Raw genomic sequence first — 12,370 nt, forward strand, 5'->3', positions numbered from 1 at the left:
CGGAAATCAACGACATCACGTCAAGCAGTGGAGTCTGGTGCGATCACTCACAGTTTGTGACGAGTTCGGCCGTGCTGACCTATCGCCTCTTGGAGCGGACCATCATCACCGGACAAATGCTCTACGGTTATGGATTGCGAACCGCGGAGGAAGGTGCAAAGACCAATTCCTCGCACGAGCCCTCGTATACGGTCTATAATTTGTCCCTTGCGCATACGATCCCGCTGCCCTGGCATGGACAGAAACTGCTGTTTGGGTTTGATATTATCAACCTGTTTGATCAACAATATTTCTACAACAGTGGTGAGGGCAGCATCGGGCTCGGTGTGGCCCATGCGGGAATGCCACGCTCATTTTTCTTCCGTGGGCAATGGTTCTTCTGAGGAGGAGAAGGTTGAGGTCAAGGTCGAGGTTAAGGCAGAATATGTTTTTTCCTCAGTCTAAAACCTAAGGCAATGGGGGAGAGTGACACGGTGTTGAAGCTATGGCCGGCTATTCCAGCGTGCGCGTTCGTCATGTATCTAGTTCCCGTTCCAGCGTGCGCGGCGGCGGGCGGTGAAGATACGCACGAGAGCGACCATCAGGAGGATGTTCTCGAGTTGCCGGAAGTGCATGTCCATGGGGCTCCCCTCAACAAAGACCAACAATTGGGCCCTGTCGCGAAGTCCACTCCCTGGCCGGGCATTCCCGCCTCGCTCGAAGGCCAAGAACTCGATGATTGGATGAAGGCCCGCCTGTTAGTCTCCAAACATGCGAAGGTCACCGTCGTGGTACTCGAACCCTGCAGACATCGAGAGCTCACGACTGCCGGAATCAATGCGCTCGGCAAATGGACCTTCGAGCCGCAAATGAAAGGGGACGAGCCAGTCGACGGCGAGGTGACCGTTCGCATTCATTTCAGAACCAGATAGGAAGGTCACTGGTCATTAGTCAACGGTCATTGGACAGAGACAAGGAAAATTCTGATAATGTGTTTTCCAATGACCAATGACTCGTGACTGATCATGACCTGGGACGAATCTCTATTCCTGGCCATCAACGGGCTGGCAGGCCGGTCAGCGGTTGCCGATCAGTTCTTTCTGCAACTGGGACACCGCAGCCTGCTCTATGTTCCCGGAGCTTGCGCCGGTGTCTATTGGATCTGGGCCAACAGGCGCGAGGCGTTGTTTGGAGGTCCAGTTCTAGGAGCAGCGGTCGGGTTTTCAGATTTCGCAGGCGGCCAGCTCAAATGGGTTTTTGAACGAGTCCGGCCATGCCGAGCGCTCAGCGAATCTGTCAAGATCGAGCCGAATGGGTGTGGAGGATTATTCAGCTTTCCGTCGAATCACGCGGCCAACACAGCGGCTGTCGCCGCGTTCTTGCAAGTTCTCTATCCCAAGTCCGGCTGGGTCAGTTGGCCGATTGTCGCGCTGGTTGGATTTGCAAGGGTATATGTCGGCGCACATTACGTGACCGATGTGCTCGGTGGATGGATGCTCGGAGGGGCACTGGGTGGAGGGGCCGCCTGGGCGCTACTGCGATGGCCTAGGTTCAGGAAGAAATTGGAAGGGGTTGTGAGGCCGATCAAGGAAGTGGATGTGCGGTCCTAAAGCTTACGAAGTCCTCTGGTGGTGTTCCACCGTGGCTAAGAGCTCAGCCCCCAGACGGTCCACATCGTATCCCCTCCCGATCAGCACCAGCGTCGGCTCCGGTTCATCCAAGAGAGTGAGCGGTGTGATTGTGGCCTGCCCCGGCGGCGCATACTGGAATTCCTGCAGCTCCGGTTCCTGCGCGAATCGGAAATAGCCTTTCGCCCGTTCAAGTTCTTTTGGGAAGGTTTTGATCCAGGCCAGAAACCTCCGACGATTGAGCGGGCCGGGCAACGGGATCGTGGTCGCGATGGGATGGTAGGGCGCTCGCTGATGTGAGGCAACTCGCGACTTACTGAATTGCACATTGGTAGGAGTTGCTGGTTTCGGTGAGGGATGCGGAGCCAACAGGTCGGCGGCATCGAGGCGCGCGTGCGACGTTTCCCATAGGCGAGCATAGGGGTTTTGTTCGAGGATGGCGGCACGGAACCGCTCCCAATGGCCTGGGACATAGAGGTCCCGCTTGTTCAAGATCAGTTCATCGGCACAACGGATGGCTTGTGTCGTCACATAGGCGGCGGAGTGACTTTCCTCCGCCGATACCGGATGCAGAAGGGCCATGACTCGTTCAAGAGAAGCCAACCGGGCCGTATAGGCATCAGTCACCGCATCGATCACTTCAGCCGGATCGGCGAGGCCTGAGCATTCCAGAATCAGCACATCCGATCCATGATCGCGCACCAGCTGCGCAATCCCCCAAGAGAGATCCTCCTTCGTATCGCAACAGACACAGCCGCCGGCGAGGTTCATGACTTGTTCGGCGAGCGTTCCGGCCCGAGGACCATCGATGCTGATCGATCCGGCTTCGTTCATCAGTACGCCGGTTCGTTGGCCCTGTGCTTTCCAATACTCCAGCAGCCGCATCAGCAGCGTGGTCTTCCCGGCGCCGAGCGAGCCGCAGAGAATGTAGAAGGGGGCTGGAGTGAAGGTCATACTCATCCTTGATCAAGCACGTACTATTGTACCGGGATAGGTCCAGAACATGAAGGGCGGGGAGGTGGAAGATTCTGCTGCGCCGGTTGTCCGGCAATGGCCCCGTCAATAGCCGGCGGCGTGAGGCTGTAACAAATGGCGTCCATTATTGACGACCCAGCTCACCCTGTGCTTAATAGAGCTGGGGATATGGCTTATTTATACCTACGTTTATCCACCAGGTCTCTTGCCTCTCCGCTCACTTCGCACCGAAAGGCCTGAATCCATGTGCGGCATTCTCGGGCGGTTCTATCGACAACCGGCTCACCGATCGTCTTTTACGAAGAATGACTTAATCACATTGGCCCACCGTGGCCCTGATGGATCCGGTGTGTACACCGATTCTCATATCCAGTTCGGACACACTCGGCTCGCCATCATTGATTTGACCGAAGGCGGGCATCAGCCAATGACCTACGAGCATGGCCGCTATGTCATGACGTACAACGGCGAGGTCTATAACTATCTCGAAGTTCGCGCGGAACTCCAAACCAAGGGCGAACGGTTTGTCACTAATTCCGATACCGAAGTTCTCCTGTCGGCGTACAAGGTCTGGGGACGCGAGTGTGTGTCGCATTTTCGTGGGATGTTTGCGTTCGCATTGTGGGATCGAAGAGAGAAAAGCCTTTTCCTGGCGCGCGATCGCTGCGGAGAAAAACCTCTTTTCTATCACAGAGATAATCAGTGTCTCATGTTTGCTTCGGAACTAAAGGGACTCCTGCCGATGCTGGCATCACGCCCCGCGCTTGATCCGTCGGTAGTGGATATGTACCTGCACTATCAGTATGTTCCTGAGCCGCTGAGCCTGCTTCAAGGTGTGCAGAAAATTCCGGCAGGTCATACGCTCATGTTGTCGCTCGACAACTGGTTTGCCGAACCGATGCGCTATTGGAGTGTAGAGGAGCCGCCGAAAATCAGCGGCTTGCCGATGGATAGTCCCGGTATGCTGCGTTGCATTCGTGAAGCCCTGGAAGAGGCGGTAAAGTTGACTCTGCGTTCCGATGTGCCTGTAGGAGTAGCGCTGTCCGGTGGGATCGATTCCGCGGCCATTGCCGCTCTGGCGCAACAACACTCCTCCGAACCGTTACACGCATTTTCCGTCGGGTATCCTGGCCGTCCTCCTTATGATGAGCGCGAGCAAGCGCGCCGTTTGGCTGAGCAGTTGGGCATGATCGTCCACGAGGTGGAGTTACCTGTCGAGAACTTCGTGGATTTTTTCCCACAGCTTGTGCGTGCCATGGATGAACCGATAGCGGACTCTGCGGCCTTCGGACATTACTCTGTGCCCAAGGCGGCAGCCGATCTGGGTATTAAGGTGCTGCTCAACGGTCTGGGTGCTGACGAGCTTTTCTGGGGGTATGGTTGGGTCACGCAGGCCTTGACCACTAGCCAGATCCTGGCAACTTCGCCGATGTTGAATGCAATCATCCCTCTGACGGCTTCACCAGGCCTGCAGCGATTTCTCGGTACAATGATGTGCTATCCTCGTGCTCCTTCCCTGTGTCAGCGCTGGGCCTCGTTGTTGTATGGAGTGGGAACCTTGCCGAAGCCGGTTCAGCAGCTGCACTTTTATGCGGCCGATCTCATTTTCAGAGAGACTTTTGATATTAAGCACGGTGCCTATGGTCCAGCCATGCGCACGATCAGCGAGCAGAATCCGTTCAGACCGACTGATATCGGCCCACGCAACGTGGAGCAAATGCCGGCCGCGGTCATCCGGATGCTGTTCGACACGTGGCTTGTGTCCAATTGTCTCTCACTGGGAGATCGTGTGAGCATGAGTGTAGGTGTGGAAACACGCTTTCCATTCCTTGATGTGGGACTCATTGAACTTGTCATGGCGTTGCGCAGCAAGCAGCATGATCATACGTTATGGCACAAAGCTTGGTTGCGCGGGGCTTTGAAGGGTCTTCTCCCCGAGGAAGTGCTGAGGCGGAGAAAAACCGGCTTCCAACCTCCGACATGGAAATGGTTATCGGGCGTCGTCGCGCGTTATGGTAACAATCTGTACGAAAACAGCCTAACGAGAGCCGGTATCCTGAATAGCGCGAAAATTGATCATGTTCTGGAGATGTCTAAACGGCGCTTGTCGGACCTCTATTTCGCCTATAAGCTGGTTCTGCTTGAAGAATGGCACAAGAGCGTGGTAGAGGCCGATAGTTCGTAACATTTCAATGCGTGACCACTGTATTTTTACCGCTGTACGGAACGCCGTCCGCAGCATCGGGGTTACGATCTGACAGTTCACTACCGGCCGGCTAGGCATGACGAGAGAATCCGAATAGTGCAGACTTGGGGATAGTTCCGACATCAGGATCGTAGTCACGAATGTCTGGAGAATGACCGCATACATCCTACCTGGGTTGGATCATCCGAAGTTCGCGTGACCAGTCTGCTGCCTGCTGACTCCGCAGGTGTTGAAGACACGAGGCTTCAACCCATTGTGGAACATCTCATCCATCATCCGCCCATTGGGTTCAAGGCATTCATCGAACCTCGGTACCGGACTGATGGAGCGAAGTAAGAAATATCGGGCCTCTTCACGAAGGAAGAGGATTGACAATTCTTCCTGCCTAGGGTACTGCTCCGGTCCGAAATGTAGTAGAGCGTCTTCCAAACAAATTTGAGGAAGTGCTATGCCTCAAACAGAGTTCAGCTGGGTAGGTTTCATGTAGCATTCACCGGCCCATGAAAAAGGAGAACTGTCGATGAAAACGTTGGTCCTAGCCAATCAGAAGGGCGGCGTGGGGAAAACGGCGATTGCCTGCCAACTTGGGTACTTTCTCGTCGAATACCTCAAGAAACGAGTGTTGATCATTGACTTGGACCATCAGGGGAACACGTCGAAAAACATCATTATGTCGAACCTGGCCACCACCTCGACGACCACAGCCAATCAACTGCTGACCGAACATGTCACCACTATTGAGGAGGGAAACTTCGTGGTGATCCCGTCGCACGGTGATCTCTTGAGACTCGAAAGACGGGAAGAAGATCACAACCAATTCGCGACGAACCTCAAACTCTTCCTGAACGAAATAGATGACCGGTTTGATGTGGCTATTATTGACACGAATCCGAACCCCGATATTCGTGTACTTGCCTCGCTCGTGGTGGGTGATTTTGTGCTGTCGCCCATTCAATTGAATCAAGAGGCCGTCGATGGCATTGCCGCGCTACGGGCGCAGGTCTTAAAGATACAAAGTACATTGAATAAAGATCTTCGATTCATTGGTCTCCTTCCGAACCTTGTGGAGCCCACTCCCTTTCAACGCGCCAATTTCGAACAGCTCTGTACGGCTTTTGCCTCGCTGTTCATTCGACTGGATGATGGACGTATGGCCGCCATTCCCTCGCGCACGGCTGTGGCTGAAGCCCAGGCGATGGGGGCGCCCATCTGGACATTGCAAAAAACGAGTTCACGCGATGCGTGGATGCATCTCAAACCGATCTTTCATAAAGTTGCTCATACGATGGGGGTTACAGAATGAAAAAGCCAATCACAGCAACACTGGATCTCACGGCTCTTGATCGTACCGCTCCTGCTCCCACTTCCGATCCGATCGCCAAAGAACGGACCGTGACGGCTGAAGTTTTAGGGCGCCCGCTTCAAATTCCGGTCAAGGACATTGATGAAGATCCAGCCCAGCCACGCCAAGAATTCGATGCGGTGAGTATGGAGGAATTGGAGAATAGTATCAGGCTGCACGGAGTCAAAACGCCCGTGTCGATCCGTCCTCACCCCACCGAGCAGAAACGATGGGTCTTGAATTTTGGAGCACGCCGACTCAGGGCCTCCAAATCTGCCGGGAAACCCACGATTCCCGCGTTCGTCGATCGGTCGCATACCGATTACCAGCAAGTCATCGAGAATTTGCAGCGGGAAGATCTGAAACCTCGTGAACTGGCGATGTTTATCAAAAGAAAGATGGACGAAGGGGAGAAGCAGGCGCAAATTGCAGAACTCCTTGGGGTGAATCGGTCCATGGTCACGAATCATTTAGCGCTCATCGACCCTCCGGGTTGCATTGAGGAGATTTATACGTCTGGAAAATGTCTCTCAGCGAAGACGCTCTACGATTTGCGAAATCTGCACAAGGAGTTTCCCAAGGACGTCGAGCGATGGTGTGCCACTGCTCAGGAGATTACACGTGCGACGGTGTCGGCGTTATCTGCTAAACTCAGAGGCCCACGAAGATCAAGCATCGCCTCACCGAAAGGTGAGCAAGGGAGCGAGGAGCGGATGCTCAGTCCGGCGACAACAATGCCTTCGTTGATCGTCATCTTTCAGGATCGATCAGGAACGGTGGACCTGCATCACGCACCGCAGCAACCAAACCACCTCATCGTCCATTTTGCGGATGGGAAGCAGGAGGAAGTGCCTGCGCGGCAATGTCAGATTGACCAGATCATTTTCCAGTAACCCCCTGCTATAGGTTCCCCTCTCCAATCCCATGATGGGGAGGGGGGCGACCACTCATTACACAATAATCGTTTTGCCATCCATTAGTTTTTCAGATTGACATCCTGCCGTTTCAGCTGAACCCAGTCAAAAAAACATGAGTTGGCGAACATGTTGTTGGACATGTCCAACAAAACACCTCGCCATTCTTTGCCACCCTTCACGACTTAGCCTGCCTTTTCAACTGGGATGGCTAATCGGTTCTGAAGGCGTGTGAATGTGAAGTGGACAACGATGAAATGAGGTCAGCGCACTGGTTGTCCAGCGATGTCCATTCGCGGTCGTGGTTGCAGAGGAAAGGAGGATGGAATCGGTCCAGGAGCAGTTGAGGTTATAGCTTGGGCTCTATGTAACGGCTCAAGATAAAAGTGCGGCTATCGATGGTTGAGAATGGACATCAAGTATCTGGATGCCCGCGAGCTTATTGGGCACGACACGCGAGGTGAGACTTGGCACCAAGGACTTGTGTTGTGTCCTTAAGGTGATGGGCAGACAAGAGGCCACAAAGACGACTAAGATGTGCGCGTCGATGCGGCGTTCGAGTTGGTGGTAGATGGGACGCAGTGGCAGATCGTCCTTGAGGGTTTGAACGTCTTCTCAATCGCAGTTAGCTGGATAGCGAACTGCCAGAGATCTTCGTGGTCTCGCCCGCAGAGATTGGTGCGCAATAGTGAGCGGCCTTCGCGCCGACACAGCGCTCGCAGCTTCTTCCGATTGAGGCGGAAAGAGAAGCTAGGATGGCCAAGAGAGGGTTCACCGCAAGCCGTCCCGTCCGCAGGACGGGTGGCCTTGGCTTGGGGCAAGACGACGTCGATCATCCGTCAGGTGGCTCACTCACGTCTCTTAACCGCACCGAGCTTGAGCAGCAACGGTCACCTGTCGTTGAGCCACATCAGCTCGAGTGGCTGCAGTCGTTTGACGACCATCTTGATCTGCCGCCGGCGCATGGCGCGTTCCGTGTGGATACGATCGCGACTTTCGGCGAACAGGGACCGCTTGCCCTCCTGCGGCAATCGCTCCTCATTAACGCCCTGGAGCACCGAGGCTCAGGACAAATACAAAATACAAATAGAGGAGATCGTGCTCCAGTTTGGGGAGTCTGCCATCGGGTATGCCAACCAGGTAATAGGCGGGGGGATCGGCTGCCCGCATGTCCTCAAGCACCTCGCCAAGGGGAATGCCGCGGTCCATCACCCAGGTCCGTTTCGCTTTGCCGCATTGCGCCTTAATCTGCTGCAAGAATCCCTTGAGTGTGGTCTTGTCAGCGATGTTCCGCGTCAGCACTTCGTGAGTGAGAGAGAAACCCTCCGGGGTGACGACCAAAGCGATGGAGACTTGCGAACAGTCGGAGTGTTTATTGCGATTGGAACCGTAGCGGAGCTCGTCACTCTCGTCTTTCGGTGGTGAGGATTCGAAGCCGGTGCTGGTCAGGTCGTAGAGCAGGATATCGAACTGGGCGCTGAAGAGTTCTTGCCAGGGCTCGGTCAGATGATGGAACAGCGCCATTTTGTGGGGCAGCACTTTGTCGAGGTAACGATACAGCGCATTGTTCTCCACGAGCCGAACGTCCGTGCCTGGCAGATCGTCCGCGGCGCTTTGCTCAAGCCACAGCCGGTGTCATTCGCTGCCAGGATCGAGCAGGCGGTACACCGTCAGCGTCTGCAGGGTGTGCTTCCAACCGGTGCCGTCGCGACTGTCGGGCAGGCGTACATGCCAAAAAGCGATAGCGCCTAACCTGCTCGTACAGGTGACGGGGGCCTAATATGCACCCCCTTGTCGCGGCCGATGTCACTCCGTCGCATCAAGCCGTACCTGGACGCCATGCTCCTTGGCATGTTAGGGCACCTTACGGTGGGTGAGAAATATGGTCCGTTGCGTGTGCCGTTGAACATCGTCCTTGAGCGCCTCGCTCATCCCTCTTGTCATCATCTGGTCACGTGGCGAACAGCGGTGGCTCTTGTGGGCCACGTTACGAACGAACCATATTGGTACAGTCAACCGCGTGCAGGAATTCCTGGCCCAAGCAGTCACGCCGCTGTCCGCTGGCACCGGACCGGTCTGGTGCTCGCCCATGCTGGATAACCTTGTGACGGCCTTCTTGCTCTATGTTGAAGGCCTGCGATCCCTCGCTACCATTGTGATGCGCAGCGTATCCAAGAGGATGACTTATGGTCTGTCGTCTTCAGTATCTCGGTCGTGATGACCTCGCTGCCGATCTGACGAGGACAGTGGCCCCGATTTGTGTATTTGTCAGCCACTCATGGAGTGATCCGCGGCTAATGAGCGGTGGCTGATTAAGCGCCACGGATCTTCGGACTGTGTCTTTCGTCGCCAGTGCTCCTCATGCCGTTGAACGAGTCGCGCAGATACACGAGAGGCTGGCGAACGATGAGCATCTGATCAAGGAGCCGAAAGAGGCACTCTTGTCCAAAATAAGTTCTCAGCAGGCCTCCGGCTTGTGAGTAGGATAGGTTGTTCAACGCACATCCATCCACGGCGTTCCCGCGCCGTGGCACCCACAAGCCGGAGGTGCAGTATGGTAACCGTCGCCAGTTGCTTTGCGCAAATGCTCGCCCTGATCGATCGCGCGGACTTCGCTCGGGCCGTTCGACAGCACGCCGCTGAGCGAGCAGCCAAGGGGTTCAGCTGCTGGGATCACTTGATAGCGATGCTGTTTTGTCAGATGGGTAGTGCGCACTCACTTCGAGAAATCTGTGGCGGCTTGGCCACCGCCCTTGGCAAACTCGTCCACCTTGGCATCCGTCGGACACCGACTCGGTCCACGCTGGCCTATGCCAATGCGCATCGGCCCTGGCAGCTGTACGAGACGCTCTTCTATCAAGTCCTCACCCGTTGCCAAGCCGTCGCGGCCTTGAAGCGCCGCCGGTTCCGGTTCAAGCACCCCTTGCGCACCCTCGACGCAACGATCATTGAACTCTGTGCCACGGTGTTCGATTGGGCCAGATTCCAGCGGACGAAGGGGGCGATCAAGCTCCATCTGCAGCTGGATCACCAGGGGTGTTTGCCCTGCTGGGCCCTCGTGACCGACGGCGACACCAACGACGTGCGGATCGCCCAACAGCTCACCTTTGCGCCAGGCACCATCGTGGTGATCGATCGCGGGTATCTCGACTATGCCCGCTATCATCGTTGGACGGTCGACGAGGTGGGATTTGTCACCCGTCCCCGCACCAACATGCTCTACGAAGTGCTGGAGCAACGCTCCGTGCCGACACGCGGACCGGTGCTGGTCGATGAGGTGATCCGTCTCACCAGTTCCCATGCGGCTGACCGGTGCTCGGTCCCCTGCGACAGGTGACGATCTGGGATGAGAGACAGCAGCGGCCGCTACGGTTCCTGACCACTCTCATGCAGCTTGCGGCCAGCACGATTGCCGCCATCTATCGGGAGCGCTGGCAGATCGAACTCCTCTTCAAGGCCTTGAAACAGCATCTCCGGATCAAGACGTTTGTGGGCACGAGTGAGAACGCCGTACAGGTCCAAATCTGGATCGCCCTGCTCGCGATGCTGCTGTTGAAATTTCTGCAGCTGAAGTCCACGTGGCCCTGGAGTCTCTCGAATCTGGCCGCGTTGCTCCGCTTCAATCTGTTGACCTATCGGGATCTGTGGGACTGGCTCAATGCGCCCTTTGAACGGCCGCTGCTCATACCAGCGCCGCCCCAACAGAGGCTATTCGCTACCTGATCTTGGACAGCAGACCGGACAACCTGAACTGGATGGGTGACCAGAGACCGTCTCATATGCCGCATTCACGGGGGAAGAACTCGAAACAGCCGACTATTTTGGACAGCAGTGCGAAAGAGGTCTTGAATCTGGACAGGCTCTACCTCTAATCGTTCGACGAGACCGATGCGACCAATCGAACCGACTCTGTCCTCTGCCGTCTGGTGATAGATTTCGTGAGACAACCATCGTAATGGTTTGAGTGGCGGCTGCGAGCCTGGTTCGATCTAGTCTTCCCGGCTGAATTGGATCGGTCACGACCAGGCTAGACGGCTCCGCTGTCAGTTCACGATATTCACTCATGAACGAGGGAAGTGCCATCAACGATTGATGGTCGCCTCGGTGGGGCTTCCGATTGCGACACAATTGAAGTGGGAACCTTACTGACTCTCGCGATACGGCTAGGCCATTCCCTGCAGGCAGATCCTGCTGCGCCGACTGTTCCGTCTCGGTCAAGCACGCCAGATACTTCTCTTGTTCGCCATTCAACTGTCAAATCCTGCTCAGTCACGAATAGCACGAGTTGGGGGAGATGTTGTTGGACATGTCCAACAACATCTCGTCAGGTCCTCATTGCTTTTCACAGCTTGGTTGGGACTGCAGCTTGTGCGGGTGTGCCGCGCTCCACAGGGTAGGGCTTGCGGTCTGCGACACGGTGGTGGATCAGCTGGCCGTCATCATTCACGTCACGCGATCTAAGAAGGGCTCCTCTCCGTTGGCAGGTGGGTATACGAAGCGTCTAGCCAGACATCTTTGTGGGAAGAGGGGCTGAATGTTGTGTGTGATGGGATCGGGAAAACTGACAGGATGGTCGGATGCCTACACCGACGCCTCTTAGGCACCTACCCCTTGTCCAGCTGCCTGTCGATTCAAAGAGTTCCGAGCATCTTCGGTGACACGAAGGCCCGCGTCACCCAGCTGTGCAGGCTGAGGAAACCAGTATGTTGCACGTGATGGTAGGTCGTTCTGTTCTGATACGACCGTGTGATACGGCACGTACGCGACCTGCCTCGCTGGGACAGGCAGGAGGCTACCTGGAGGTGGAGATTCGTCTTATCGAGTGCAAGACGTGCGGCAAGGTGAAGCAGGAAACATTGGATCGGTTGGTTGACCATCCGTTCGACACCCAACGCTTTGCCTCTTTCGTGGGGCGGCGATGTCGGGTCATGATGATCAAGGAGGTCACCGGGGAGTCAAGCTGAACTGCAACATGATCAAGGTCTCAGTCAAGCCGCACATGCTGAAGCCGTGGCGTCAATTGATCACTCCGGCTCAGCTCATAGCCGAGATCGGCGAGGTCTCGATTCGCAAGGGACACACCTCCTGCTTCGTGGTCAGCGACTTGGACCGGCTATGAGCAGTCTGGTTCAGGGGCAAGGACCGCTCCAAATCGAGTATGGACAAGTGCTGCCAGTGACTGGTGTGGCGAGGACCAAGAAGAGACTGCTGGCAGTGATGGACATGTGGAACGTGCTCGCCGGCTCGACGCGCAAGCTGAAGCACGCGCCACAAGCCGCTATCGTGTTCGACGAGTTCTAGATGTTGAGGCCTCTCGGCGAGACGT

At 55.8% G+C, this 12,370-nt stretch carries 15 protein-coding genes; 12 read left to right on the forward strand and 3 right to left on the reverse strand.

All coding sequences use genetic code 11. The annotated features are described in order from the left end of the window. The 3 genes from P0120_08985 to P0120_08995 form a co-directional block, all read left to right on the forward strand. A partial coding sequence (locus tag P0120_08985; protein ID MDF0674451.1) for a TonB-dependent receptor occupies positions 1–383 on the forward strand: 383 nt, incomplete at its 5' end. A gap of 90 nt (positions 384–473) precedes the next feature. Further along, positions 474–911, forward strand: coding sequence for a hypothetical protein (locus tag P0120_08990; GenBank protein ID MDF0674452.1), 438 nt, complete (start codon positions 474–476; stop codon positions 909–911). A gap of 93 nt (positions 912–1,004) precedes the next feature. Beyond that, entirely contained in the window at positions 1,005–1,589 is a 585-nt protein-coding gene (locus P0120_08995; GenBank protein ID MDF0674453.1) for a phosphatase PAP2 family protein, read from the forward strand. Between the two features lie 3 nt (positions 1,590–1,592). Here the strand turns inward: P0120_08995 and P0120_09000 are convergent, their stop codons facing one another. Further along, complete coding sequence (locus tag P0120_09000; protein ID MDF0674454.1) at positions 1,593–2,561, reverse strand: GTP-binding protein; 969 nt, start codon at positions 2,559–2,561, stop codon at positions 1,593–1,595. A 265-nt stretch (positions 2,562–2,826) separates the two neighbouring features. Here P0120_09000 and asnB point away from each other — a divergent pair, with 265 nt between their 5' ends. From asnB to P0120_09015, 3 genes are all read left to right on the forward strand, one after another. Continuing rightward, positions 2,827–4,767: an asparagine synthase (glutamine-hydrolyzing) gene (asnB, locus tag P0120_09005; protein ID MDF0674455.1), complete on the forward strand. Its 1,941-nt coding sequence runs from the start codon at positions 2,827–2,829 to the stop codon at positions 4,765–4,767. 541 nt (positions 4,768–5,308) lie between these two features. Next, a complete protein-coding gene (locus P0120_09010; GenBank protein ID MDF0674456.1) occupies positions 5,309–6,091 on the forward strand; it encodes a ParA family protein in 783 nt (260 codons plus the stop codon). Beyond that, the gene (locus tag P0120_09015) at positions 6,088–7,023 is read left to right on the forward strand and encodes a ParB/RepB/Spo0J family partition protein (GenBank protein MDF0674457.1); all 936 of its coding nucleotides are present in this window, start codon (positions 6,088–6,090) and stop codon (positions 7,021–7,023) included. Before P0120_09010 ends, P0120_09015 begins: the two co-directional genes overlap by 4 nt. 911 nt (positions 7,024–7,934) lie before the next feature. Here P0120_09015 and P0120_09020 read toward each other — a convergent pair. Together P0120_09020 and P0120_09025 are read right to left on the reverse strand one after the other, a co-directional pair. Continuing rightward, a complete protein-coding gene (locus P0120_09020; protein MDF0674458.1) occupies positions 7,935–8,102 on the reverse strand; it encodes a hypothetical protein in 168 nt (55 codons plus the stop codon). After that, positions 8,086–8,643, reverse strand: coding sequence for an IS1634 family transposase (locus P0120_09025; GenBank protein MDF0674459.1), 558 nt, complete (start codon positions 8,641–8,643; stop codon positions 8,086–8,088). The genes P0120_09020 and P0120_09025 overlap by 17 nt, the downstream gene beginning before the upstream one ends. 204 nt (positions 8,644–8,847) lie before the next feature. Between P0120_09025 and P0120_09030 the strand changes: the two genes are divergently transcribed. The 6 genes from P0120_09030 to P0120_09055 all read left to right on the forward strand — a co-directional run bounded on the left by P0120_09030 (position 8,848) and on the right by P0120_09055 (position 12,345). Then, the gene (locus tag P0120_09030) at positions 8,848–9,144 is read left to right on the forward strand and encodes a hypothetical protein (GenBank protein MDF0674460.1); all 297 of its coding nucleotides are present in this window, start codon (positions 8,848–8,850) and stop codon (positions 9,142–9,144) included. A gap of 454 nt (positions 9,145–9,598) precedes the next feature. Then, positions 9,599–10,381: an IS4 family transposase gene (locus P0120_09035; GenBank protein ID MDF0674461.1), complete on the forward strand. Its 783-nt coding sequence runs from the start codon at positions 9,599–9,601 to the stop codon at positions 10,379–10,381. Then, positions 10,357–10,767, forward strand: coding sequence for a transposase (locus P0120_09040; protein MDF0674462.1), 411 nt, complete (start codon positions 10,357–10,359; stop codon positions 10,765–10,767). The genes P0120_09035 and P0120_09040 overlap by 25 nt, the downstream gene beginning before the upstream one ends. Positions 10,768–11,846: 1,079 nt before the next feature. After that, positions 11,847–12,008 (forward strand): hypothetical protein, encoded by a 162-nt coding sequence (locus tag P0120_09045; GenBank protein ID MDF0674463.1) that lies wholly within the window; start codon positions 11,847–11,849, stop codon positions 12,006–12,008. An 8-nt stretch (positions 12,009–12,016) separates the two neighbouring features. Further along, positions 12,017–12,163 (forward strand): hypothetical protein, encoded by a 147-nt coding sequence (locus P0120_09050; protein ID MDF0674464.1) that lies wholly within the window; start codon positions 12,017–12,019, stop codon positions 12,161–12,163. Continuing rightward, positions 12,160–12,345 carry a hypothetical protein gene (locus P0120_09055; protein MDF0674465.1) on the forward strand — a complete coding sequence of 62 codons (186 nt, stop codon included), beginning with the start codon at positions 12,160–12,162 and terminating at the stop codon, positions 12,343–12,345. The genes P0120_09050 and P0120_09055 overlap by 4 nt, the downstream gene beginning before the upstream one ends. Positions 12,346–12,370: the final 25 nt, after the last annotated feature.

This window comes from Nitrospira sp., from assembly GCA_029194675.1.
Classification (GTDB): domain Bacteria; phylum Nitrospirota; class Nitrospiria; order Nitrospirales; family Nitrospiraceae; genus Nitrospira_D.

Coding starts and splice junctions, on each gene's coding strand:
- P0120_08995 (MDF0674453.1), top strand. CDS start 1,005: ATGACCTGGGACGAATCTCTATTCCTGGCCATCAACGGGCTGGCAGGC.
- P0120_09000 (MDF0674454.1), bottom strand. CDS start 2,561: ATGACCTTCACTCCAGCCCCCTTCTACATTCTCTGCGGCTCGCTCGGC.
- asnB (MDF0674455.1), top strand. CDS start 2,827: ATGTGCGGCATTCTCGGGCGGTTCTATCGACAACCGGCTCACCGATCG.
- P0120_09010 (MDF0674456.1), top strand. CDS start 5,309: ATGAAAACGTTGGTCCTAGCCAATCAGAAGGGCGGCGTGGGGAAAACG.
- P0120_09015 (MDF0674457.1), top strand. CDS start 6,088: ATGAAAAAGCCAATCACAGCAACACTGGATCTCACGGCTCTTGATCGT.
- P0120_09030 (MDF0674460.1), top strand. CDS start 8,848: ATGTCACTCCGTCGCATCAAGCCGTACCTGGACGCCATGCTCCTTGGC.
- P0120_09035 (MDF0674461.1), top strand. CDS start 9,599: ATGGTAACCGTCGCCAGTTGCTTTGCGCAAATGCTCGCCCTGATCGAT.
- P0120_09050 (MDF0674464.1), top strand. CDS start 12,017: ATGATCAAGGTCTCAGTCAAGCCGCACATGCTGAAGCCGTGGCGTCAA.
- P0120_09055 (MDF0674465.1), top strand. CDS start 12,160: ATGAGCAGTCTGGTTCAGGGGCAAGGACCGCTCCAAATCGAGTATGGA.